Annotated in this window: 19 protein-coding genes and 1 pseudogene; 12 read left to right on the top strand and 8 right to left on the bottom strand. The window is 39.1% G+C overall.

Annotated elements, in window-relative coordinates:
• Nucleotides 1–2: 2 nt before the first annotated feature.
• The 5 genes from OCV27_RS18275 (at nucleotide 3) to OCV27_RS18295 (ending at nucleotide 6635) form a co-directional block, all read left to right on the top strand.
• Nucleotides 3–350, top strand: coding sequence for a phasin family protein (locus OCV27_RS18275; RefSeq protein ID WP_125323373.1), 348 nt, complete (start codon nucleotides 3–5; stop codon nucleotides 348–350).
• 56 nt (nucleotides 351–406) lie between these two features.
• On the top strand, nucleotides 407–2188 hold the full coding sequence (gene phaC, locus OCV27_RS18280) for a class I poly(R)-hydroxyalkanoic acid synthase (RefSeq protein WP_125323374.1): 1782 nt from the start codon (nucleotides 407–409) through the stop codon (nucleotides 2186–2188).
• 386 nt (nucleotides 2189–2574) lie between these two features.
• Nucleotides 2575–4209 carry a pyridoxal-dependent decarboxylase gene (locus tag OCV27_RS18285; RefSeq protein WP_125323311.1) on the top strand — a complete coding sequence of 545 codons (1635 nt, stop codon included), beginning with the start codon at nucleotides 2575–2577 and terminating at the stop codon, nucleotides 4207–4209.
• Nucleotides 4210–4295: 86 nt separating this feature from the next.
• Complete coding sequence (locus OCV27_RS18290) at nucleotides 4296–5735, top strand: nucleotidyltransferase domain-containing protein (protein WP_125323312.1); 1440 nt, start codon at nucleotides 4296–4298, stop codon at nucleotides 5733–5735.
• Nucleotides 5736–5936: 201 nt separating this feature from the next.
• Nucleotides 5937–6635, top strand: coding sequence for an aspartate/glutamate racemase family protein (locus OCV27_RS18295; RefSeq protein ID WP_125323313.1), 699 nt, complete (start codon nucleotides 5937–5939; stop codon nucleotides 6633–6635).
• A gap of 85 nt (nucleotides 6636–6720) precedes the next feature.
• On the opposite strand, the gene OCV27_RS18300 is transcribed toward OCV27_RS18295, so the two are convergent.
• The 3 genes and pseudogenes from OCV27_RS18300 to OCV27_RS18310 form a co-directional block, all read right to left on the bottom strand.
• Nucleotides 6721–7962: an SGNH/GDSL hydrolase family protein gene (locus tag OCV27_RS18300; RefSeq protein ID WP_125323314.1), complete on the bottom strand. Its 1242-nt coding sequence runs from the start codon at nucleotides 7960–7962 to the stop codon at nucleotides 6721–6723.
• Nucleotides 7963–8293: 331 nt separating this feature from the next.
• Nucleotides 8294–11050 (bottom strand): immune inhibitor A domain-containing protein, encoded by a 2757-nt coding sequence (locus OCV27_RS18305; RefSeq protein WP_125323423.1) that lies wholly within the window; start codon nucleotides 11048–11050, stop codon nucleotides 8294–8296.
• Between the two features lie 579 nt (nucleotides 11051–11629).
• Nucleotides 11630–12240: pseudogene (locus tag OCV27_RS18310) on the bottom strand (hypothetical protein).
• A 449-nt stretch (nucleotides 12241–12689) separates the two neighbouring features.
• On the opposite strand from OCV27_RS18310, the gene OCV27_RS18315 reads away from it, so the two are divergent.
• Nucleotides 12690–13613, top strand: coding sequence for a DMT family transporter (locus OCV27_RS18315; protein WP_125322671.1), 924 nt, complete (start codon nucleotides 12690–12692; stop codon nucleotides 13611–13613).
• A 238-nt stretch (nucleotides 13614–13851) separates the two neighbouring features.
• Here OCV27_RS18315 and OCV27_RS18320 read toward each other — a convergent pair whose 3' ends face one another.
• Nucleotides 13852–14781: a LysR family transcriptional regulator gene (locus tag OCV27_RS18320; protein WP_125322672.1), complete on the bottom strand. Its 930-nt coding sequence runs from the start codon at nucleotides 14779–14781 to the stop codon at nucleotides 13852–13854.
• 309 nt (nucleotides 14782–15090) lie between these two features.
• Between OCV27_RS18320 and OCV27_RS18325 the strand changes: the two genes are divergently transcribed.
• The 3 genes from OCV27_RS18325 to OCV27_RS18335 all read left to right on the top strand — a co-directional run bounded on the left by OCV27_RS18325 (nucleotide 15091) and on the right by OCV27_RS18335 (nucleotide 18307).
• Nucleotides 15091–16287 (top strand): glycine C-acetyltransferase, encoded by a 1197-nt coding sequence (locus OCV27_RS18325; protein ID WP_125322673.1) that lies wholly within the window; start codon nucleotides 15091–15093, stop codon nucleotides 16285–16287.
• Nucleotides 16287–17318, top strand: coding sequence for an L-threonine 3-dehydrogenase (gene tdh, locus OCV27_RS18330; protein ID WP_125322674.1), 1032 nt, complete (start codon nucleotides 16287–16289; stop codon nucleotides 17316–17318). The genes OCV27_RS18325 and tdh overlap by 1 nt, the downstream gene beginning before the upstream one ends.
• 260 nt (nucleotides 17319–17578) lie before the next feature.
• Nucleotides 17579–18307: a carbonic anhydrase gene (locus tag OCV27_RS18335; protein ID WP_125322686.1), complete on the top strand. Its 729-nt coding sequence runs from the start codon at nucleotides 17579–17581 to the stop codon at nucleotides 18305–18307.
• A 76-nt stretch (nucleotides 18308–18383) separates the two neighbouring features.
• On the opposite strand, the gene OCV27_RS18340 is transcribed toward OCV27_RS18335, so the two are convergent.
• A complete protein-coding gene (locus OCV27_RS18340) occupies nucleotides 18384–18827 on the bottom strand; it encodes an exoribonuclease R (RefSeq protein ID WP_125322675.1) in 444 nt (147 codons plus the stop codon).
• A gap of 539 nt (nucleotides 18828–19366) precedes the next feature.
• On the opposite strand from OCV27_RS18340, the gene OCV27_RS18345 reads away from it, so the two are divergent.
• From OCV27_RS18345 to OCV27_RS18355, 3 genes are all read left to right on the top strand, one after another.
• Nucleotides 19367–19834 (top strand): DM13 domain-containing protein, encoded by a 468-nt coding sequence (locus OCV27_RS18345; RefSeq protein ID WP_125322676.1) that lies wholly within the window; start codon nucleotides 19367–19369, stop codon nucleotides 19832–19834.
• A 119-nt stretch (nucleotides 19835–19953) separates the two neighbouring features.
• Complete coding sequence (locus OCV27_RS18350; RefSeq protein ID WP_125322677.1) at nucleotides 19954–20814, top strand: mechanosensitive ion channel family protein; 861 nt, start codon at nucleotides 19954–19956, stop codon at nucleotides 20812–20814.
• 85 nt (nucleotides 20815–20899) lie between these two features.
• The gene (locus OCV27_RS18355; protein WP_245986818.1) at nucleotides 20900–21085 is read left to right on the top strand and encodes a DUF1289 domain-containing protein; all 186 of its coding nucleotides are present in this window, start codon (nucleotides 20900–20902) and stop codon (nucleotides 21083–21085) included.
• A 64-nt stretch (nucleotides 21086–21149) separates the two neighbouring features.
• Here OCV27_RS18355 and OCV27_RS18360 read toward each other — a convergent pair whose 3' ends face one another.
• The 3 genes from OCV27_RS18360 to OCV27_RS18370 all read right to left on the bottom strand — a co-directional run bounded on the left by OCV27_RS18360 (nucleotide 21150) and on the right by OCV27_RS18370 (nucleotide 24189).
• The gene (locus OCV27_RS18360) at nucleotides 21150–21842 is read right to left on the bottom strand and encodes a response regulator (RefSeq protein WP_125322679.1); all 693 of its coding nucleotides are present in this window, start codon (nucleotides 21840–21842) and stop codon (nucleotides 21150–21152) included.
• Nucleotides 21843–22171: 329 nt separating this feature from the next.
• Entirely contained in the window at nucleotides 22172–23065 is an 894-nt protein-coding gene (locus OCV27_RS18365) for a cation diffusion facilitator family transporter (RefSeq protein WP_125322680.1), read from the bottom strand.
• A 245-nt stretch (nucleotides 23066–23310) separates the two neighbouring features.
• Nucleotides 23311–24189, bottom strand: coding sequence for a LysR family transcriptional regulator (locus tag OCV27_RS18370; protein WP_125322681.1), 879 nt, complete (start codon nucleotides 24187–24189; stop codon nucleotides 23311–23313).
• Between the last annotated feature and the right edge of the window lie 5 nt (nucleotides 24190–24194).

Raw genomic sequence — 24194 nt, forward strand, 5'->3', positions numbered from 1 at the left:
ATATGTATACTGACTTTTTTAAATCTTTCACTGACCAAACAGAGAAAAGCCTAGAACCCTATATCAAGTTCAACAAGCTTGTTACTAAGAATGTTGAAGTATTAACAGAGCTTCAATTAAATGCAATCCGCACATACAGTGAGATGGGCCTAACTCAAATGAAAGCAGCAAGTGAAATTAAAGATGCTACTTCTTTAACAGCTTTTAATGGCCAGCAATTGTCTGTTCTTTCTAAATTATCTCATCAAATGATGGACGATAGTAATAAGCTACAGTCAATTGCTAAAGAGTTTAAAGATGATGTTGACCAATTGACAACGGAAAACCTTAAGACAGTGACTCCAGCATAACACTGACTTGTGTGCCGCTAAACTGGCGGCACTTTTCCGAACATAGGAGTAGCAATATGTATCAACACTTCTTTTCGGACTACCTTGTAAAGCTTCAAGAAACCAATCAACAGTGGTGGGAAGATTTAGAACTAAGCAGGGCAGCCGTTAACTCCCCTCTCAACAAAGCAATGCAAGAAGTCAACTTCGAAGACACCTCAAAACTTTTTGAAAGTGCAGCAAATCAGCCAGCGGCAATACTACAAATTCAAGCTGAATGGTGGCAGCAACAGCTACAAATTTGGCAAAATGTAGCATTAGCACAAAATGGTGAAACGATTGTTGAGGCAGAGAAGGGCGACAAAAGATTTTCTAATGAAGAGTGGCAGAATGAAATCTTCTACAACTTCATTAAGCAGTCATATTTACTTTTTAGTCAGACATATTTAAAAACAATCGATAGCATGGAGGGCCTAGACGAAAAAGCAAAAGAACGCATTAGTTTTTTCTCACGTCAAGCGCTTAACGCGTTGTCGCCAAGTAATTTTATTGCAACTAACCCTGAATTGTTAAAGCTGACGTTGGAACAAAACGGTGAAAACCTTTTGTCGGGGCTTGAACAGTTAAAAGAAGATATAGAATCGAGTGCTGACATTCTAAAGATCCGAATGACAAACAATAATTCATTCCGGTTAGGCGATGATGTGGCTAATACTGCGGGTGATGTTGTTTATTGTAATGAGCTATTCGAACTGATTCAGTATCGTCCGCTTACTGAAAATGTTCATGCTACACCTCTACTGTTTATTCCTCCATTTATTAACAAATACTATATCCTTGATTTACGTGAGAAGAACTCATTAGTACGTTGGTTGCTAGAGCAGGGACACTCGGTATTTATGATGTCTTGGCGCAACCCGGGTAAAGAGCAAAGTCAGATTGAATTTGGAGACTATGTCACTGAGGGAGTAGCAAAAGCTGTTTCCGCAATTGAAGATATAACAGGGCAAGAACAAATTAATGCCGCTGGATATTGTATTGGTGGGACTGTACTGGCTAGCACTATTGCTTATTATGCCGCGAAGAGAATGAAGAAGCGCATTAAGAGTGCTACTTTCTTTACCACACTATTAGATTTCTCTCAGCCTGGAGAAGTCGGTGCTTATATCAACGATACAATCATTAATGCAATCGAAGCACAAAATAACGAAAAAGGTTTCATGGATGGGCGCTCATTGAGCGTAACTTTCAGTTTATTAAGAGAAAACAGCCTTTACTGGAACTATTATGTAGATAATTATCTCAAAGGGCAAAGCCCAGTTGATTTTGATTTACTCTATTGGAATAGTGATAGCACCAATGTTAGTGCCTCTTGCCACAATTTTATGCTTCGTGAGTTGTACCTAAACAACAAATTGGTGAAGGAAAAAGGCGTTAAGATTGGTGGGGTATGGATAGATCTTAATAAGATTAAAATACCGAGCTATTTTGTGTCTACGAAGGAAGACCATATTGCTTTGTGGCAGGGAACATATCGTGGCGCTCTTAATGTTGGTGGTAACAAGACTTTTGTTCTGGGTGAATCTGGACATATTGCAGGTATTATCAACCCCCCTGAAAAGAGAAAATATGGTTTTTGGACCAATGAAAGCTTAGATGAGAATGCAGACGAATGGTTAGCAAATGCAAAACATGCTGAAGGGTCATGGTGGACACATTGGAATCAATGGCTACTGAGTTTTAGCCCAGAAGAGCAACGTGAACCATTTAATGTTGGCAGCGAACAATTCTCTGTATTAGGCCCAGCCCCAGGGAATTATGTCAAGCAAGTACTTCCAATTGAAGAAAGTACCAGCTAACAGTTATTTTATGTAAGTTTGGCCCTGAGTGGATAATTCAGGGCTTTTTAGTTTTTATAAGAGTTGAAAGTCCTGCTATTGAAACATTTCATATCACTTCTCACTATTGATATATATGTTATTGTTTTTATAATAAAAATAAATATGTAAATAAATTTAAAAAGAGCTTAACACCCACCTTATTTATTCACGCATACTCATTTTTTTTCACTAAATAGATAGCTGATATTATGCAACATTTGAATTTCTAGTTATTTTTTAATCAATAATCAGGGCTCCTACCTAACAAGAAAAATGGATAATTAAGAGCTTTATTAAGGACATCTAAGCTTTCTTGTTTGCTTTTATAGATTGCATGTAGTTACCCTTCAATTTAGGTGAAAACGATGTTGGAAATTGCAAAAGATGTATCGGGTGATAAAGATGTATCGGGTGATATTGAGTTGTTTAATTTTGAAAGCCAAGTCCAAGAGCTATTTCGATTACTCAATCTCGGTATTGCAAAAATAGAGTCAAAACAAGCTACTGGGCCGAAATTTTCGGTAGAGCCTTTCCTTTATCGCAACGAATTGAGCAAATGTAATATTCCCAAGTATGGGCATACTTGCGAAGAAGCAATAACAGCACTTAGTACGATTGTAGAGGGAAGCCTTAGACCACAATCTAGTAATGAAGTGTATAACATGGTACCTCAACCTGCCCCTGAAACCGTTGCTGCCGCTTCACTTATGCAGCTTTATAATATCAATGCGATTATGGATAGTTATGGGGGGAAATCTCTCCTCTTTGAACAACAAATTTCTCGTTCTGTGGGACGTCTGATCGGTTGGGACCAAGCCTCTGGTATTTCATGTAGTGGAGGTAAACAAACTCTACTCTATGCAGTAAAATCAGCCATTGATCGGATAGCTCCTGAAGCAAAATTTCAAGGTGTGCCTCATGATCTTGTTATTTTAACTGCAGAAGGAGCGCATTATTCTATTGAGCATGTATGTGAACTGGCTGGGATTGGGCGAGATGCCTGTATTCGTATACCAGTTTCATCTTCAAATGGTCTCGATTCCGAGACTCTTCAAAATGTTTTTGAGCAACAGGTAAGACGAGGTAAACGTGTCGCTGCGATTATAGCTTGTGGTGGCACGACTTTGGATTTTTTATGCGATAACACAGCGACCATCTACGAATCTAGCCAGAAGGTTTGTAATCGTATGGAATTAGAATACTTCCCGTACTTACATCTTGATAGTGTAATTGGCTGGCTCTGGTTTAGCTTTGTTTCGGCATCTGAATTCGAGCTTTTTCAGTTAGGATTTTCACAGCAAGTGATCCAGAAAATTAAATCGGTGACTAGTCGTTTTATGGAGCTCGATAAATTTGATTCATTTGGTGTAGACTTTCATAAAAATGCATTATGCCCTTACTCGAGCAGCTTCTTTGTTCGTAAAAAAGCCTTAGAAGACGAACAATGCAGCAAGCAACCGCTTGGGTATGGCGATCTATCAGCTTTCAAAGAAACCTTTGAAAACTCAAGATCTTCTTCTGGTATTGCGAGTGCTTGGGTTGCGCTTCAACGTTTTGGTATTCATGGGCTCAGAAAATATTTGGGTAATTTGCTGACTTCAGCAGAAAGGTTGAAGTCGGTATTTTCCGATGAGCAGGTTTCGATCTTGAATGAGTCGTCATGTGGTTGGGAAGTCATTTTCAATATTAAGCCAACTGATGAACTAAGCAGTCGTTACAGCCCTGATTTATTACTTGAAGGTTTTTATGATTATATGCAGCAGTTAGTCATAGCAGGTCAAGATGTTCCCAACGTTAGTATCATTAAATCTTTCCTAAACAACCAACAAAGCAATGCTAATCATGGCCTGATTATATACAACATGAATCCTAAACTGACTGATAAGGATTGTGAGGTAATGAAAGCCGATATTATTGAGTGTTGGAATGACTATGCTCAAAGTATTACTTGCGGTATTACCGATCTTAACCAGTTAAGTATTAACGAACCAATTCGCTAGTTCTCAATTCCATCTTTTCTATCAAGCAAGACTTTAACCTAGTAACCCGCTCGGTGAGTGGGTTCTTTCTGCCTTAGGAGTCACCAATGGTAAAAAACCCTGTAACAACTACGACGTTAAATGAGATTTCTCAGCAAAGAGATCATACGGACGAGTCGAATGCTACTTTGTCTGTTAAAAAAGTAGAAAAAAAACTCAGCAGAAGTAATAGTTCTGTTCCTAGTAGGCCTTCTGGTCCAATGAAAAAAATACAACCTCAACGTCAGCATAGTAGTGATGAATCTTTTGTTAGTCCGAAGACTGATTCATCGAGTGGCCAATATTTGCATGTAAAAGTGATAGGTAGGAGTCATCTCGTTCAATTGGAGAATCAATCACTGATTAAAGGGAAAACAGAACTAGAGATTGGCGAACAAGATTCGCTAACGATTGATGAATCTAAAGTTGTGATATCACGTAGAGGTCCTAACCAAGAGGTATTTGACCAAATTGATTCACGTAAACCTTCAATGTACAACTGGTACCCGGTTGTAACAATTAACGATAAATTGGTCAGTGAAGATTGGTATGTACGAGAAGACGCCTTTGTTAATGAACAAGGTTTACATGTTGTCGCTGAGCCGGCCACAGAACAAGATGATAAAAGAGGGCGTCCACAAGCACGTCAACTGTTTGATTTTCCGCAGCCACCAGCGCTAATAGGAAAAAAGCTCGAATCTAAAGAAGTCGATAACTTTGTAAGTAAGCTAGGTTCAGGTACTCAAACCATCGATGTTAAAGAGGAAATCAAAAAATTCACCAACATATTGGCAGGTACTTATGGGGGGACCTGGATGTCAATATTGTATGGATCCTACGCCTCTGGTAATCAGCGAGTGAGCACGGACGAGCAGCCAGGTTCGGATATTGACGTAATGTTTTCTTGCGATAACGAAAGCCATGCACTTTACAGAGAAGAACTCATTCCTAAAATCACCGAATGTATTTCAGCGCTTCATAAACGCGTTGGCGCTGTGGTAGATGATGAAGTCCCCGCAGATTCCAAACACTTAATAAGTGCTGATGAAATGATGGAAGCGGCTTCCCTTCATATGTATTACCCAACTAATACTGAAGGCGTTGCTGATAAAGTTCATATTGATCCATTAAGATTCTTCCTCGATAAAGAAGTGTCTTTAGATGGTATTACTAAGTCAGAAAGCCAAAGGTTTAGCCCTGAATTTTTAAAAAGCAAATATTTAAGGTTGAGGTTGCTATTCAATATCATGACGACTCCAAATGTGATCCATTCTAAAAACGAAGAGGCGGTAAAAATCCTTACTGGTAAAGTGAAACAATCATTGTTGGACATGAGTCAAGATTTGCAGGAACAACTCGGGGATAAAGCAAGTGCTAGTATTGAGCAACGAATTCAACTTCTTATGGGGCAAGGTGAGAACAAAGGGGAGTATTGGCTGGGTTATAAACAAGACCGGAAAGGTGTTGAAGAAAAACTTAAATCATTACTTGCCTTAGATAACCCTTGATCTTTAGGTTTAAAAGGCTAAACATCTAATTTTACCAAGCCTTTCGTCACGTAAATACGGCTCTTTATTGTTTAAAATATCTTAATATTAAACATAGGCTTATTCTTACTATCGCAAGGCTATTTTTGTTGCATAATATCGATTGTAATTTTTCTAAACATCTGATTATGATGTCATTCATATCTAGAGAAAGGAATCGTAATGAAAACAATTGGTATTATTGGTGGTATGAGTTGGGAGTCAACTTCAAGCTACTACAAATTCATCAATCAGGCAGTTAATGATGAAAAAGGAGGGCTGCATTCAGCCAAAATTATTCTTTATAGTGTCGATTTTGCCGAGATCGAGTGCTTACAGAAAAGTGAAGAGTGGGGCAAAGCTGCTGTAATCTTGAGTCAAGTAGCACAGTCACTGGAAAATGCTGGGGCTGATTTTATTATTGTTGCTACCAACACTATGCATAAGGTATTTGATGAAATACAAGAAGGGGTGTCAACTCCTTTGTTGCATATAGCCGATCCAACCGGTCAGAATATAGTAGATAAAGGAATTACTAAAGTAGGTTTGATCGGAACTGCATTTACGATGGAACAGGACTTTTATAAGCAACGTCTTAAGAGCAAATTTGGCATAGAAGTTATAGTTCCAAATGGTGTCCAGCGTAGACTCGTCCACGATGTGATTTATGATGAGCTGTGTGTAGGAAAGATAAGTGCTCGTTCAAAGCAGGACTTTAAAACAATCATTGAAGATCTAACAGCAGAAGGTGCCCAGGGTGTAATTTTAGGGTGCACTGAAATAGGACTTCTACTTGATAGTTCTGATATAGATATTCCAGTATTCGATACAACAGCAATACATGTTCAAGCGGCAGTAAGAGAAGCTTTATATAATAAGTAAATAGCTCAATACCTAAGAACAAAAGCTTAGCTAAGCGTTAAAAAGATGAAGTAAGCGTAACTCCATCTTTTTATGCGAGCCGTGTTTAGAAGTTAAATTGCTCTAACTTTGTTTGAATGATGTCATCCGCGATGAATTTGTGAGTGGCTGTTGTTGGATGAGTCACTCCCCAAAAGACATATTTATCTGCACCATAGTAAGCACAATCATTAGTCAGTGAATGATTTTTCAGGTAGTCCGATGCTGAGTTTCTATTGATATTCAAACACGAGTCGGTCGCATTCTCGAACCCAAATGCTCTGGGGTCAGATGTGATTTGGTTAAACCTTTCGTGAGCATCATAAAGCACAATGGTAAGCCCTTTGTCCTTATAGAGTTTGGCTTGCTCTTTTATAAAAGCATTGAACTCAATGATGTTATCTCTAACAGTGTTGATTTCTTCAACCGTTGAATATTTAAATTGGGGCGCTTTGGTGGCATCAGGCAGGGTAAACAAAAGTATATTTGTTATTCCTGATTCAGTTAAACGAATCAGAGCGCTACTCAAATCAGCTTTTACGTCTGCAACAGAGCGGCCATAATTCATCAAATCATTGAGACCAAACTCCATCGTGACTAGGCTATTTTCTGGTTTGTAGTTTTCTGCTTTATTCGCATACTTGAGATAGGATGTAACTTGCTTGTACACACCAGTTAAAACCCCATATTGATTGACTCCAGCTGCTCCGCCTACTGCCCAGTTGTATAATGGCAGATGTTTATGTTGTGCAAGGTACTCGGTCCATACAAAACCATTTGAAAAGTGCCCTAAATACCATGAGCTTCTATTTGGAAATACCCATTGCGATGCATTGTATAAGTTACCAGTGTCTGACAAGCTGTCGCCAAAGGTGATGATTCTATTAATTTTTTCATTGTTAATGGAGTCATTTGTCCAAATACTGTGGTTGTATGAAATTTGGCTATCTGATGCGTAATACATCGGATCAGCCTCATCATAGGTCACCCCCAATGTTTCAATACAGCGTTCCTCAATGTCTGACTGTGTAGTATTGGTATAGAACATGTTCTTAACCGATACAGAAGAACGCCAATACCCCTGTATTTTGTAGTAAGTGCCATCTTCGTTTTTAGCCCATTCCCAATCAGCATCCGTTTCATTGCGGTTTTGAGAAATACGATACCAACATCTGACATAGGTGCTGGTTTGTCGGCCTTGAATCCTTTGGTCATATTCAGCATTTCCAAGTTTAAGATTTGTTGGCGTATCATCTGCGAGTGCTGGTGCCGCCAAGGTGCAACCAACTAAAAGTAGAATTTTATTCATGATCCTTCACTTATTATTCTGATTGTAGAGTGTTTGCTCATCTTTGATCGCATGGCGTGCACTTAGCAGTCAAAATATTCATGAAAAAAATCAATCAAGATTCGATTGAGATCAAACTTTATACAGAAATCTTTAGTTACCTAGGTGTTAAATTTGTGTGTTTTTATGGTGAATCTTGTTTCTAATATGAGAATTGTTGCTTATATGAGAATTGTTGCTTATATTGATTATCTGGATTGACTTGGTAAAAATTTAGAGAGCTAAAAGAAGTTTTTGCAGACAAAAAAAAGCGCAACCGTCGTTGCGCTTTTGGCTAATTATTAATAATGGATTATAGTTTGACGTCTATAAGTTTGGTGACTTTATCGCCATTGTCATCCATTACGGTTAAGCGAACTTGGTGATCTCCGTAGCTTGGGAATATGGCAGTGAACATGCGTCCACGTTTGATATCACCATTTGGAAGAACCCACTCAGTATCAACGATACGTCCATCAGCATCAGAGCTTGTTGACCACATTGTAACCAAACGACCTAAGTGTATGTATTTAGCCGTTGCTTTTGGCAAGATATTACCGTCTTCGACAAAAATCGTGTCTGTAGCTGTATGTTGGTCGCCACGGTTATCTGTGACAGTTAGAGAAACTGTATAGCGGCCATCATTTAGGTATGTCCAAGTAGGGGAGGCTTCTTTACTTGTTTCACCATTGCCAAAGTTCCACTCATAATCGACGATACTGCCATCAGGATCAGAACTCATATTACTTGCAATGACTGTCATACCATCGACAGATAAGGTAAATGCTGCGACTGGAAGTTGGTTAGGCTCGGGTACTTTTGATACTCTAATTACCCCATATGTGTTATCAGCGGCTTGTTCAATGACTTCGATAGCGACACCGTGTTCAGCTAATAGTTTTCCTGCATCTGGCGCTTGTGGATTAGAATAATCTTCATTATCAGCAAAGTAGGCATTACCTAGTAGGCTGACATCTCTCAATACATCACCTTCTTTATTTTCAAGTGTCATAGGTGATTGATCTTGAAGTGAGAAGCTTGCATCACGTAGTTGGTAACGAGTTTGTGCTGGAGAGCCAGATTTTTCCCAAATCATAGCGTTTTGGTCCGCATCAACAACACCTAACCAACCCTCACCAGGGTGCTTTCCTACCCAGTTATCGGTGATAGAGTCATCAACGTACCAGACGATTAAACCAGGTTCAAATGACATCAGGCTTCCAAAACGCTTGATATTATTTAGTCCTTCATCAACGTCATTATGGCTGCGCCATTGTAGTAGATAATAGTGTGGAGCTTCATTGACGCCATTGTTTAATCGGTAACCATTTAACGTAAAGCTTGAATCTGCTTCACCATCATCGATTAATGTTGCCACACCATCTGCTATGATTTCAATGTTGTCGACGTGTAGGCCTTCCATAGCTAAGCCACCATCGGTAATATAATCAAAGCCTAAAGCAACTGTTTGCCCAGACCATTGGGAAAGATCAAACTCAGCATCAACCCAGCCATCAGATTCACCAGAAATTGCAGGTACTAGGTCGGTAGTATTGGGATCATCTAGAGTGGTAATGCTACCAGCTATTTGCTCTCCATTGATAAGTACTCGTGCAAAGTCATAGTCTTTCTCGATTTGGTACCAAGCTTTAAACGCCAATTCTATATTTGTTGCCTCCGGCAGAGTAATCTCACGGGACATCGAGTTTTTGAGAGCATCACCTTTACCGGAATGAAAACCATAGCTACCGGAGTAAGGTTTTTGGCCTTCGGTACGTTTAATAGGAAGATCAATACGAACCATATTTGGCTTGTCATTGTCGATGGTCTGATGAAGAGTAATCTCTTCACCTTTGGTCGTAAGTTCATTAACGGAGAGTGTTTGATTAACAATCCACTTCCCTCCGATTGATTCCTGTAGAAATTGCTTTGCCCAAGAACTAAATGCAGTAGGCTGAGTGCCGCCAATTTTGCCAGCCCAGCTACCCGAAGACATAATAGACCAGTATGAGACAGGTTCACCTTTGCCTGTATATTGGGTGTCGTATTCATCGGGAAGGCCTAAGTCATGCCCGTACTCGTGGGCACAAACACCAGCTGCTGCATCAATCGGCTGAATAGTATAATCAAAAGCAGCATAGCTACCGCCAAAACGACTCGGAACTGTGCTGGTGGTCCCTTGTAATACATGATATTTACCAAGGTTATATCTATGTGACCATATAGCATCGTCTTCAAGTACGCCACCGCCAGCCTCTTCACCTACTGATGAATGAAAAACCATCAAATGGTCTATCACTCCATCAGGTTCACGGAAGTCACCATCTTGGTCGTAGTCATAGCGGTCTTCAATGTCGTAATCGGCAAGATTAATATTTGGATCTTGAGCTAATTGGTTGAGGGCTTCACGCACCAACTCTTGTGCATTAAGATCATTGTCTGTTGAGGGAGAATTACCCCCGTAGAATGCTGCATTTTTTGAAGCGCGATACCAACCGGCTGCTTGTCCTGCGACGCTGTAGCTTTTGCCTGACTCACTCTCATAATACTGACGCATTGAGATAAGGTTTTGCCCACTTGGGCCAATGTAGCCAGTGTTAGAGAAAAGAAGGCTCTGATAATGTTCTGGTTGATAGCTATCGTAGAGCATGTCTGTGTGATCAGATGTTAGCCGATTATCGTTCCAAGGTAAGTCAGGGAAATCAACGAGTACAGCTAGAACTTTATCAGTGCGCTTATCAGACAAATCAAAAGCAAATACATGCGCTTTATGCTGACCATTATTTGATTCAATAGATTTTAATATTTTTGCTCTTTGTTCGAGTGCTTTTTTACCGAACTGAGCATCGCCTTTAAAACCATTACCAAGTTTTTTATTTAGGTAGTTACTAAGAGCAAGTTTCTGTTCTTCAATAGAAGAACTTTCATCAATAATGCCTTTTCTTTCTAGCATTTCGATAATTTTTTCTTCATTCATGACACCTAAATCTATAGGTGTTTGAGCATTAACTCCGGCACTTAACAGTGCCATTACTGCTGTTGGTAGCAGTGTTTTCCTTATGCAAGCCATATTATTTCCTTATTATATTTTATTGCCAAACACCACTTTAAATAGTGGTTATAACGTTGCGTGAACAACTCCCATGACGGTGGGAGATTCTTAAATATATTTCAGTACTTAATCCTTAGGAGCTGAAATACATTGTTTGTTTTTTAAAAATTCATTGGTAGTTTTCTTAGTGTTATTATCGTTACTTTTGGTTTTGTTGAATCTATTAGCGAGGTAAACTTGGAGAGATTTAAGCTTTTCGTCATAGGATTGATTTTCACATATGACACCACGTTTCACTAGGGACGTAACTAGTTCCTCATCATCAGGAAGCGGATTAGCAATAACTGGAAAGGATAATATTATTAACAAAAAAACCACAAGCTTCATTCTTTCTTATAAACTACTTATATTTTTCAACAAAATATAACTATGAATTATAAAATGCAATGGTTGAATTTTAAACGATAAGACCTTGATCTATAGTTCAACATAATATGTAAACACCCCAAACGATTATCTGAGGTGTTGCCCATGATTACTTAGAAATAATTATTTTTTAGTGATTATTTTGATTTTAATAATTTGGTGAGAAAATTATTAAAATATATTCAGACCGAATACGCTTTTAATATTGTATAATGTTTTTTCAGTTTTGAACTTGGCTACTTCACTTCCTTTTGCCAATACTTGTAAAAGATAACTCGGTTCAGATAACAGTTTTTCACGTTCATGTCTTATAGGGCGTAATATCTCTTGTAAACATTCTTCCAATATTTTTTTTGTTGTACTATCTCCCAGCCCTCCACTTTGATAGCGATTTTTCAGTTCATTGATGTAAATTGTATCGGGATGAAACGCTTCAAGATAGGTGAAGACAACATTACCCTCCACAAATTGCTAAAGTACATGGTGATTTCTGCAAGTGCAGGAAGCTGTGAATGCAAACAAATTGTAGTTAGTGTAGGATCGATTCCTACGGCTAAATAGTCCGCGACAACATTAAGAATGTTAGAGGAAATTTTTGAAGGGTTACTGGCATTATCTGTTAAACCTTGCATATCTGCGACGAGTATTGTTTGGTCGTTGCTTTTCTGAAGCGCCACTCTTTGCTGTAATAATCCAACATAGTGGCCAAGGTGCAGAGGCCCTGTTGCTCGGTCACCTGTTAAGATAACCTGGTTTTGAGGTGCATTTGTTGGCTTTTTCATGAATTTATTCTCCGGCTTTGAATGATTCACTACTGGAGATAATTCATAGATACTAATGCCGTATGCTGTTATTCCAGCAGCATAGGAACGAAATAAGTCTTGGCTGCTCTAGTGAGAGCGCCACCAATTGTTTTGAGACGATATGAATGCGTTTAGTTTCATATTGGTAAATTTAACATAAGAGATTTCCATGTACAATGTTTTAAACGGGGTTATTCATTCAATTATAATAAAAACCCACAATAAAAATATTGATACTGGCCTTCTCAGAGAGGGTGGTAAACTTTTCTAAAAATCACATAATTATTAGATTAATTTTCTGTTTTTAATTAAATGATAGATAACAAGATAAAAAAATTCTCCAGGGAAATTCGTATACTGTGACACGTAATTAGTTCACTACAAAGTTATCTCTGACAAAGTAGTATCGTCTCTAGGTGAATGATCTCATGAATTCAAAGTCTCTATCTTTTCTGCTTTTTATTTCCGTTTGTATAATCTGGGGAACAACTTGGTTTGCCATGGAAGTAGCATTGGAAACTATTCCTCCCATTTTTGCTACGGCAATGCGTTTTATGCTGGCCGCACCACTTTTAGCTGTATTAGCTAAGGTATTTGGGCAACCGTTACTTTTTCCAAGAGGGAAGGGGAAATGGATATTAATTGTTGCTTTAATGTATTTTGCGGTTCCATTTACATTGATGATTTATGGTGAGCAGTATATCTCATCAGGCTTGGCTTCAATTATCTTTGCCAATATGCCAGTTGCAGTCATGTTGATGTCAGGCTTGTTTTTGGGTTTACGTTTAGCAAGCCATCAGTTGTTTGGCCTTGTTGTGGCCGTATTGAGTTTGTCATTCATTCTTGGGACTGAAATGCAGCTAGGTGGCTCAGACTATATTATCGGTACTGTCTGTCTTGGAATGGCGGTGGTTATTCATGCAGTTATGTATGTAATTGTGCAGAAACATTGTAAAGACATTCAGGTGCTGACTTATAATGCTGTGCCATGCCTTGCTGCTTCAGTATTGCTTTTTATCGTTTCTTTGATAGGAGAGCATATTGACTATCAGTCATTCAGTATGGAATCGGTATCGGCGGTAGCGTATTTGGGCTTAGTGGCAAGTGTCGGTGGCATTGTCGCTTATTTTAAACTTGGGCAAGTATCAACTCCGTTCCAAGCGTCTATTTGTTTTTTGATTTTCCCCGTTGTAGCTCTTTTCATATCCGCTTATGTAAATGATGAAATTTTATCTCTCCAGTCAATGTTACTTTTAGCGCCTTTATTAGCTGGGATTTTGCTAACTAAAACGCCAAAATCAGTGTTTGCTAGGCAAGAAAATCGAACCAATAAAGCGAGTGTGAATTTGTGAGTATGTATATTGAGTAAGTTCTGATATTTTTTAAGTCATATTGAAACCACTTGACAAGGTACTTGATTTAGCGGTATCTAACCATTTCTAAGATATAAGGTTATCACTATGATTGTTGTCTACAGACTTATCAAACTCGCTTTTATATGTGGTGTGTTTTTTACCATTTATGATCTTATTGAGCATGGGCAAATGACTTGGCCTATGCGGTTATTTGGTGTTACGTGGTAACTTTACTTTATGTGGCTGAGTTGAGTCTATGGCTTAAGGCATCACTAATGTAGTCGATAAATACACGTAGACGAGCTGGCATATACTTTGTTTGCGAATACTGCATAGCAACTACGCCATGATAGTTGCTCTTAATAGTCCAGTCGGGAAGGATAGGAACTACCCGCAATGATTCAATTGCTTCAGCAATAACAAAGTCATGAAATATGCCAATGCCGAGTGCCTGTTTAACACCATTTAAACGCATTTGTGAGTGGTTGACTGCATAGCGTCCTGTAACCGCGATAGAGTGGAACTCATCATCTTTGAAAAAGTCCCAAACGTCGTCGATCTCAGTTTCAGCAAGGTATAAGCAATCGTGACTTGATAACTCGGTTGGGTGCAATGGTTTGCCTCTTTTTTTGATGTATTCTGGGCTTGCACATAATACAAGATTGGTTTTGCCAATTTCTTTTAAAACTAGGTTTTCGTCTGGTTTATCAGTTAACTTAAAAGCAACGTCAATACCGTTTTTAAGTAGATCAATTTCTCCATCTGCGACACGTAACTTGAGTTGTATATCTGGGTATTGATGCAGAAAAGGCATCACAAAAGGCTGCAAAACTGAGTTAAGAAAAGCCTCAGGAGCGGCGATTGTAAGTGCTCCAGTTGGTTGGGTGTGGTTTGTGGTTGAAAGCTCCCAAGCTTGTTGTGCAGCGTTAACCATTACAATCGCTTGGTCATATATCTGTTGACCAGTTGGAGTTATGATCAAAGTACGTGTAGTACGCTCAAACAATTTAATCGATAGTGCATATTCTAGCCGTGTGATGAGCTTACTTAGCGCCGATGGTGTTACATTCAGTTTTTTCGCAGCGGCGGTAAAACTGCCTTCATCGACAATCAAAATGAATGAAGCGAGATCGGGAAGTAGGGAAATAAGTTTAGAATTAACCAAGTTAAAGCCTGAATATATCAATAGTTTGTTATTAAATTGGCTGCAAAGTAATCGTACGATTTAGCCACACAATTTCGTTACCAAGCCAACCATTTCATCGGGTTAATCTTATCATGTGATTCATGTCATAAAAAAGGACTATTTGTGCCTTAAGTTCATTAATGTTTTTCCAGTTGGCGGGATAATGAAAATGCTTGGCTTAGATTACACTAACGGACTGAGCTCAATGTCGTCACCATGGTTAGGTTTTCTGACTAAAAATACGGCTCTAGCACAATAAATTACATAATAATTAGCAAGGAATTTAACATGGCTTCTGCATTCTACGACCAGATCAAACAACAGATTGAAGAGGTAAAGGCTGAAGGTCTTTACAAATCAGAACGTATCATTACTTCTCAGCAACAGGCCGCTGTTAAGATTTCGACGGGTGAAGAGGTATTAAACTTCTGTGCAAATAACTACCTAGGCCTCGCAAATCATCCTGAGCTGATAGAAGCGGGTAAAGCCGGTATGGAGCAGCATGGTTTTGGTATGGCATCTGTACGTTTTATTTGTGGTACTCAAGATATCCACAAAGAGCTTGAGCAAAAGCTTTCTAAATTCCTTGGTAAAGAAGATACGATCCTCTATACCTCTTGTTTTGATGCAAATACTGGCCTTTTTGAAACTATTCTAGGCAAAGAAGATGCCATCATATCTGATGCGTTAAATCATGCTTCAATCATCGATGGTGTTCGTTTGTGTAAAGCGATGCGTTTTCGTTACTCTAACAATAATATGCAAGAGTTAGAACAGCAGTTGCTTGCTGCAAAAGAAGCGGGTGCACGCAATATTTTGGTTGTGACGGACGGTGTATTCTCGATGGATGGCGTTGTAGCTAATCTACCTGCTATTTGTGATCTAGCGGAAAAGTACGGTGCCTTGACTATGGTCGATGACTCTCATGCAGTAGGTTTTATGGGGGGAAGCGGCGCAGGGACACATGAATATCATAATGTTGTTGATCGTATTGATATTATTACTGGTACGCTTGGTAAAGCTATGGGTGGCGCGTCTGGTGGTTATACCGCGGGTAAAAAAGAAGTGATTGAGTGGCTTCGTCAACGTTCACGTCCGTACTTGTTCTCCAATTCAGTAGCGCCAGCCATTGTTAACGCATCCATTCGTGTTCTTGGTCTTCTTCAAGAAAGCGAAGATTTACGAAGTCGTCTTTGGGAAAATGCCAAGCATTTCCGTAATCGTATGACAGAAGCTGGTTTTACACTTGCGGGTGCTGATCATGCCATCATCCCAATCATGTTAGGTGATGCAAAAGTGGCAGCAGAGTTTGCAGAGCGTGCATTAGAAAAGGGTATATATGTGGTTGGTTTTTCTTTCCCTGTTGTACCGAAAGGACAGGCACGTATTCGTACACAAATGTCAGCAGCACATTCTCCTGAGCAACTAGATCGTGCTATTAATGTGTTTATCGAGGTTGCCCGTGACATGGAGATTATAAAGTAATGAAAATCAAAGCCCTGTCTAAACTTAAGCCTGAAGAAGGTATTTGGATGACTGAAGTGGACAAGCCTGAGCTTGGACACAATGATATCCTCATTAAGATAAAGAAAACCGCAATTTGTGGCACAGATGTTCATATCTACAACTGGGATGAATGGTCTCAAAACACAATTCCTGTACCTATGGTAGTCGGTCATGAATATGTGGGTGAAGTTGTCGATCTGGGCCAAGAGGTTCGGGGCTTTGAAATCGGTGATCGTGTCTCTGGTGAGGGGCACATTACTTGTGGTCACTGCCGTAACTGCCGTGGTGGGAGAACGCATTTATGTCGTAATACTGTTGGTGTGGGTGTAAATCGGGAAGGGGCTTTTGCCGAGTATCTGGTTATTCCTGCATTCAATGCTTTTAAAATTCCAGAAGGGATTTCAGATGATCTAGCGTCAATTTTTGACCCATTTGGTAATGCAGTACATACTGCGTTATCGTTTGATTTAGTTGGCGAAGATGTACTAATCACGGGTGCTGGGCCTATCGGTATTATGGCGGCGGCGGTGGCAAAGCATGTAGGTGCTCGACATGTGGTTATTACCGATGTGAATGATTATCGCTTGGATCTTGCACGTAAGATGGGTGTTACTCGCGCTGTCAATGTTGCCAGTGAAAGCCTAGAAGATGTCATGGTTGATCTTGGAATGACAGAAGGCTTTGATGTTGGTCTTGAAATGTCAGGTGTCCAAGCTGCATTTAGTAGTATGCTCAAAACTATGAATCATGGTGGACGAATAGCTCTCTTAGGTATTCCACCATCAGATATGGGAATTGATTGGAACCAAGTTATCTTTAAAGGTCTTGTGATTAAGGGTATCTACGGCCGAGAAATGTTTGAAACTTGGTATAAGATGGCATCATTGATTCAATCTGGCCTAGATCTAACGCCAATCATAACACATCACTTTAAGGTGGATGATTTCCAACAAGGCTTTGATGCAATGCGCTCTGGTATGTCAGGCAAAGTAATACTGGATTGGCAATAGTACTTTGATATTTTTTTATCAACTTTTATGCTTTGGTCTTAGCTAAGGTTGAAGATAGGGTTTCTAGCCGAGCGTTTATCGCTCGGCTACTATTTGTTTGATTTAAGTATTTACAAGTGAAAAAAATTGTAAATTTCGTTTCTTTAATACACTCTTCCCAACTTCATATTTAATCATACAGTATTCGCTATTACTAACATTGTCCTTCGATTTATGATGTCGCCGATTTGGTTAAACTTATTACTAAGGGAAGAGATATGATTAAGATAAATGTGATAGCAGGAAGCCTTTTAGTGGCTTTATGTAGCTATGTTCAAGCGGCAGAATGGGGATATCAAGGTGATATAGGCCCAGAGCATTGGGGAGAGTTTGCGCAAGAGTGTGCTGCTGGTAAGAACCAAAGTCCAATCGACATAAATGAAAATGATACGGTTGAAGCAGAACTCAAGTCTTTAGACATACAATATAACGGAACAGTGACGGGCTTAACGAATAATGGCCATACGTTACAGGCTGTTGTTCGTGGTAGCAATATATTCACTCTCGATGGTATTAAGTTTAATTTAGCGCAGTTTCATTTCCATACTCCTTCTGAAAACCATATCAAAGGTCATGGTTACCCTCTAGAAGCGCATTTTGTCAATTCAGATAAAGCAGGACATCTTGCTGTTTTGGCTGTGATGTTCGATCTTAATACACACAAGAATAAAGAGATAAGCAAACTTATTAAATCCATGCCAGAAACCAATCATACTGTCACACTAGACGCTCCGTTTTCGGTCAAAGATATGTTGCCGAAAACTGCCAAATATTATCGCTTTAATGGCTCTTTAACTACACCGCCTTGTTCTGAGGGAGTTCGTTGGATAGTCGCTAAGTCCCCACAGACTCTTACTTTGGATCAAGCGAAAGAACTGGAGTTGGTTATGGGTACAAATAACCGTCCGCTGCAAAATCATAATGCTCGAGTCGTACTTTCAAATGATTAGTTGACATCATTTTTACCTTTGGTTCTGTGATGTGCTAAGTTAATTCAGTCACAGAACCTATCAATTTAGCGTAACTCTATTTGTTAGCAATCAAAGCATATTGTCGAAGTAAGTCTGTTAAACTTGTCACCCATTCTATGGCGTTCTCTGGGGCTTCCTCAAGTATGGTTTCCACATGTTCGCAATGTACTGCAAGATTAATTGTTCGTTCTAGTTTAAAAGATATTGCATAAAAGTGCCAAAGTAAGAGCCTCTGCATACGCTTAGTGTTTTGAATAGGTTGTTCAGAATCATTAAAGAGTGCAGGTAATTGACTTAATGCAATAGCATTCATTCTCAGCATAGCGTCAAATTGTGCTTGAAAAAGCTTATCTTCTGAAGCCGTTTCATCGGTTTCAAACGTAAAGATCTCGGACATCGAGTTATCGTCTATGAGTCGATTTAGCATTTTAAGGCTCAGTTCTTGGAGTTCATCCCTGGAGGTATTTTCCAAGTATGAGAGAGTGTAATCTCGTTCCATAACATATCCATGGTTAATGTATTAGAACGCTATTTTATATCGCTGTTGATAGAAATCCAGTCTAACTTAGTAGATTAGAGTCCAATTAAATAGGCAAGGGTATATGGAGTGTAAACAAATAGCCCCACATGAAAGTGGGGCTATATATTGTTGTGTTTGCGTCGTGGTTAGCCTCTGACGTTGTTCGCGAATACTTGGTTCACGAGTACGTTAGTTGATACATTTTTAAAGCTAGATGGCTGATGATAATTTGCCAATATAATGCAGAGTTGTATTTTGATCTTATACTAAATTTGTGATCTTTGTTCATAGTTGTATATCTAGATGATGCATATTGTTGCAAATAAGATTTGAAGTTAAGTGATTGAAACTTGCACTCACAAGCCATCGTTTTACATCGATATCAGTGACTGTAATTGTTAGTATTGTGATTGTTGTAGGAAAATACCAATTAGTAGAAGGCAAATATATATATGCTACCTATTATCTAATTGTTCACTTTGTCTATCTGTACATATAAACTAATTATAGGTATTGAAATGAAAAAAATTGTTTTATTGTTTACTCATTTGGCTTGTGGAGCATTTGGTTTTGCTCTTGGGATCTATGCTTTACCTATTCTTACCCAGCCTGATTCTCCTACCATGAGCTCGGTTGAAAAAATTACCAATAACGCCATTTATACTGCAACTTTTCAACGTGATCGTAAAGATAGCGACTTTTTTCATTGGGGTGAAGGTTCGGTGTCAATTAGCAACCAAGAGATCGCTTTTGTAGGAGAATTAGCTCCTGGTCCAGATTATAAACTTTATTTATCACCTCAATTTATTGAAACAGAAAAGGACTTTAATGATACAAAACATAAGATGACACAGGTAGGTGATGTTAAAACGTTTGATCGCTTTGCTCTAAATCTACCTCAAGAATTGGATTTATCCCAATACAATACAGTTGTGGTTTGGTGCGAGACGTTTGGTGAGTTTATCACCTCTGCTCGGTTTAAGTAATTGCAGGAGCCATTCCATTATTGGGTATAGCCGATTGGTATACTTTTGTGGTTGTTTTAGAATGAAGTGTAGATTGGGGTTGATGCCCTTTCGTTATTCACTGGTGTAGGGAGTTTAGAGTGGAGAATCTACATCTTGTTATCAATTTTTTTCTGACTCATAAGTTTATCTTTACGTTATTTATTATTGGGCTTGTTGTTATTGTTCGAAGAATAATATTATCGAAAATTCGTGGTGATGTTGCTTTTGTAACAGAAAAACAACGCAGCTGGATGTCTAGAACAAAGAATGGCACATTTTCTATTACTGTTTTGCTGCTGTTCATATTGTGGAAGTCAGAAATAAATGAATTTGCGTTATCCGTTACTGCAATAGCCATCGCTATCGTGGTTGCGTCAAAAGAGATTATTCTTTGTTTCACTGGGTTTATTCAGCGTGCGAGCTCTAGATCTTTTAGAATTGGTGACTGGATTGAAGTAGGTAAGTTGTGCGGCGAAGTTATTGAACACAATATGATGGCGACCGTGATCCAAGAAATTGATTTGCATCATGGCCAGTACCATTATACTGGAAAAACCGCGACCTTACCCAATAGCATGTTTTTTACTTTCCCAGTTAAAAACCTCAATTTCATGAAGCGCTATGTCTACCATAACTTCTCGATTGTGGTGGTTGATTTTGTTAATTTATATCCCTTGTTTCCAACTATGATTAATAAGATTGAGGATCACTGTCAGTACTTTAGTGATGTTGCAACACGTTACAACTCTATGATTGAAAAGCATGCAGGTGTCGATTTGCCAGGCGCAGAACCACATATTCATATCAATAGTGCTCCCACAGGAGAGCAAGTTGTTCATTTTATGCTATTTTGCCCAACAGAGAAGGCGACACATCTTGAACAGGAAATAAGGAAAGACTTTATGACCTTATACGAGGAAAAGTTTACGTTGGATAAAAAAGTATTGGAGTCTGACTAGAGTTATAGAGACACCTTTGGAATGTATTGAATTCGACAGTTTGGCTTTTGCTCAATAGCGTTGTAGTATCGTATGGGGAAAACATGTGAATAAAGAAGTACCTTCACCGTGTGTACGTTTGTGTTGCCTCAATGAAGAAGATATATGTCTTGGGTGTTACCGTACATTAACGGAGATCCTAGACTGGAATACCTACAGTAGTGAAGAGAAGATAAAGGTAACTGTTCGCTGCGCCAAACGTAAAAAATCTTTCAATGGGGGGAGAAATTAGAAGACTTCCCCCCTCCTTATTGGTAATTATGAAATCGCAGCACATGGATATTTACCACGGCAATTCAGGCGTCTGTGGGTTCAAGTTCTACTCGGATTGGTTGTTCGGCGATAATAGATTTTAGCTCACACAATCGCTTTACTAGCCTCCCGTCAAGTAGAGTTCCGGCTTTTACAAGGCAAACTCCATTATTGGCGAAAATATCTCGTGTTAATGTCATTCCTGCACGTAAATCAAAAAGGCTTTGCAGAGTGATTGTTTCGTCATTATTTTTTTCTGTCGGCTCGCTTGATTGAACCTGATTACAAGAATTGAGATCAGTTTCGATTTCGTCATAAAGGTGTTGCTGGTAGAGTTCAGTATGGCCAATTACTGCTTGTTCTATTTGTTCTCGCGCATCTTTTACGGTTACAGGTTTAGGTAAAAAAGCATCAATTTCAAGTCTCATACAGGCGGATATAGTTTCTACATCTGAAAGGGACGTTACCGCAATGATACTGGTTTCTGGTATTGCATGTGTTGCACCTGTTCGTATAGCCTTAATAAGCTGCAAGCCGTTAATGTGGGGCATATTAATATCAGTTACGACGAGATCGATATGATTATGCTCGATTTTTTCCATCGCAGTTTGACCGTCAGGTGCACTCAAGATATTCTCATACCCGCTTTTAAACAGCATACCAATCAGCGCTTTGCGGGATAAGTTATTATCTTCAACGACCAGAATCGTGAATTTGTCAGGTTCGAACTTTGCCATACGTGTCCCCTCTATGTACCAATCAACTTTCGCTAACTGACTTTCTGTAAATAATAGTACTAAAGCAAAATTTGAACCATAGTAAGGTTTACTTGTGTGATATCAGTTGAATATGGTGTATTTGGCTTCTTTTCTTTTGTTTGATTTCTTTAAATAAGTAAACAAAGTCAAAAGGTTAAATATGAATAATGAGTTTGATTCGAAAGGTAGCATTCGGTTAAGGTGCTAATACAATGTCTAATTTCATGACTGCGATATTGCTTATTTTGACTCTCAATTTGAAATAATTAGGTAACACGTTGTGTCATTTTGAAGAAAATGACTAGTGGTTATGAAGCAATATTTAGCTCCAGCTTTAAGTCTAGTGGTAATTGAGCCAACTGATGTTTTAAGATTCGCCGAGTTTTGTCGAGATCTGCGATGGCAAGTTGTTTGTCGTTTGAATGGACATTTAAGCTAACTCTCAGCTCACGCCCAACTTTGGTGACAGCATCTACCTCTAAATGCTGTTTTACTTGCTTGTCCAAAGCGCAAACTTCTCGGTCTACAACTTCAAGTATGTCTGTACTGGGAGACATCATTAACATTTCTCGAATGGATTGTTTAAGCATAATCGCAGGCACTTTAATAAAGTAAAATGACATTAAAACCATCATTATAGGATCAGCATAGACCGCATACCTTTCAAAAGGCGATAGGGTTATTGTCCAAGCAAAGACAAAACCTAGCGTTACCGTGACACTGAGCATGGTATCCATCTGCCATTGCTTAGCTTCTGCTTCAATCAACCCGGAAGAAAAGCGTTTGGATTTACGAGCAATATGCCACCATGCATAACCACAGCCCAATACATTGATAGCACCGAAGAGAGTCGCAATAGATACGTCAACTTCACGTCCACCAGTAAAAAGTGCTGCCACTGCAGAATAAAGCGAGTAACTGACAATGAGTAATATAACACTGCCTTTAATCGCAATAACAACTGGTTCTAACACAGCTTTGCCATATGGGAAGTGGTGTCTTGACGGATTTTGAATGTACTTTGATACGATGAGTGACAATAAAGTTAGCACCAGACTTACAGAAGAATAAACTCCGTCAAACAAGATGACCAAGGATCCAACAAGAGTACCAAGTACTAAACCACCGATGGCAAAACCCAAAGCAAGAAATGCTGAAAAAATCAAAATACGTTTTTCATTCAAGCTTGTCTTGGCACACATAGGGTTGTCTCTGTTAACGACATACTCTTATTTTTCTTGCAATAGATAGAATTTACAAACTTGATTTGTATTAAAAGTAACCAAAATTTATCGAATGAATTATTTTATATTAAATTTCAGTCGGATAAGTACAGCTTTATGCGTCATTAAGTTTGACAGTGAGTGTCGTTAATAACTATAAAAATATCAATTTAGTCAACAATAGCGGTCAGGGAGTGTTCATTTTTGCTTAGGTATTGGCAATGCTAGAAGTCAAATAAGTACTCATTCAGTCTATCAGCGAGCCATGACATGCCAGGGTGCTCGGACATTCCTGCCGCGGTAAACATACAATAATCTTCTTGTGTTAAACCATAGGTATGTTTGATAACCGCGAGTTCTTGTTTACGCAGGTAATGACGAATCAGAGGTTCGGGGAGTACTCCCCAAGCATCTTCTGTAAGAATCGTACTTAGCATGTTGTCAAAGCTTGAGAACCCAATGTGCCGCAACGAAAAGGGTTGAAGTTCTGGGTTATCCTTTTCGTTAAGGTAGACCATAATAGCTTGCATAGCATTACGTAGTTGTTCGTCAGATACCCGCCGCATTTGACTAAGTCGATGTTCTGCTTTACACACTGACATTAAACGAATTTTTCCCAATGGATGATAAGTTATGAGTGGGTCATCTATTCGTTCGTAGTCAACACCAAACGCAAAATCGACTTGTTGAGTGGCCACTAAATTTGCTAGATCTCCACTAGACGCCTGTACAATATTAAATGAAGTTGCGGGAAACATGTTGTTAAGTTTGTGTGAAAACTCTTGCCACATCTCATCAGGAAGTGAATCATCCCTTGCTAGCCAAACTTCGGCATTAAACTCACCTGAAACCTGAGAGCAAGTCTGATGAATGCGTGATAGAGTGGCGAGTAAGCTGTGACAATCTTTATAAATCGCTTTTCCAGCTTCAGACAGAGCCACATGGTTGCCCGTGCGCTTAAACAGCTCTGTGTGCAGGTCCTTTTCTAATGCTTTAATCGACATACTAAGTTTTGTCCGGTTGCAATTTAATTGCCGAGCGGCTTCTGAAATTGATCCGGTGTCTGCAATGGTACAAAACGCTTCAATTTGCGATAGGTTCATGTGGT

The organism is Vibrio pectenicida (genome assembly GCA_024347015.1).
Classification (GTDB): domain Bacteria; phylum Pseudomonadota; class Gammaproteobacteria; order Enterobacterales; family Vibrionaceae; genus Vibrio; species Vibrio pectenicida.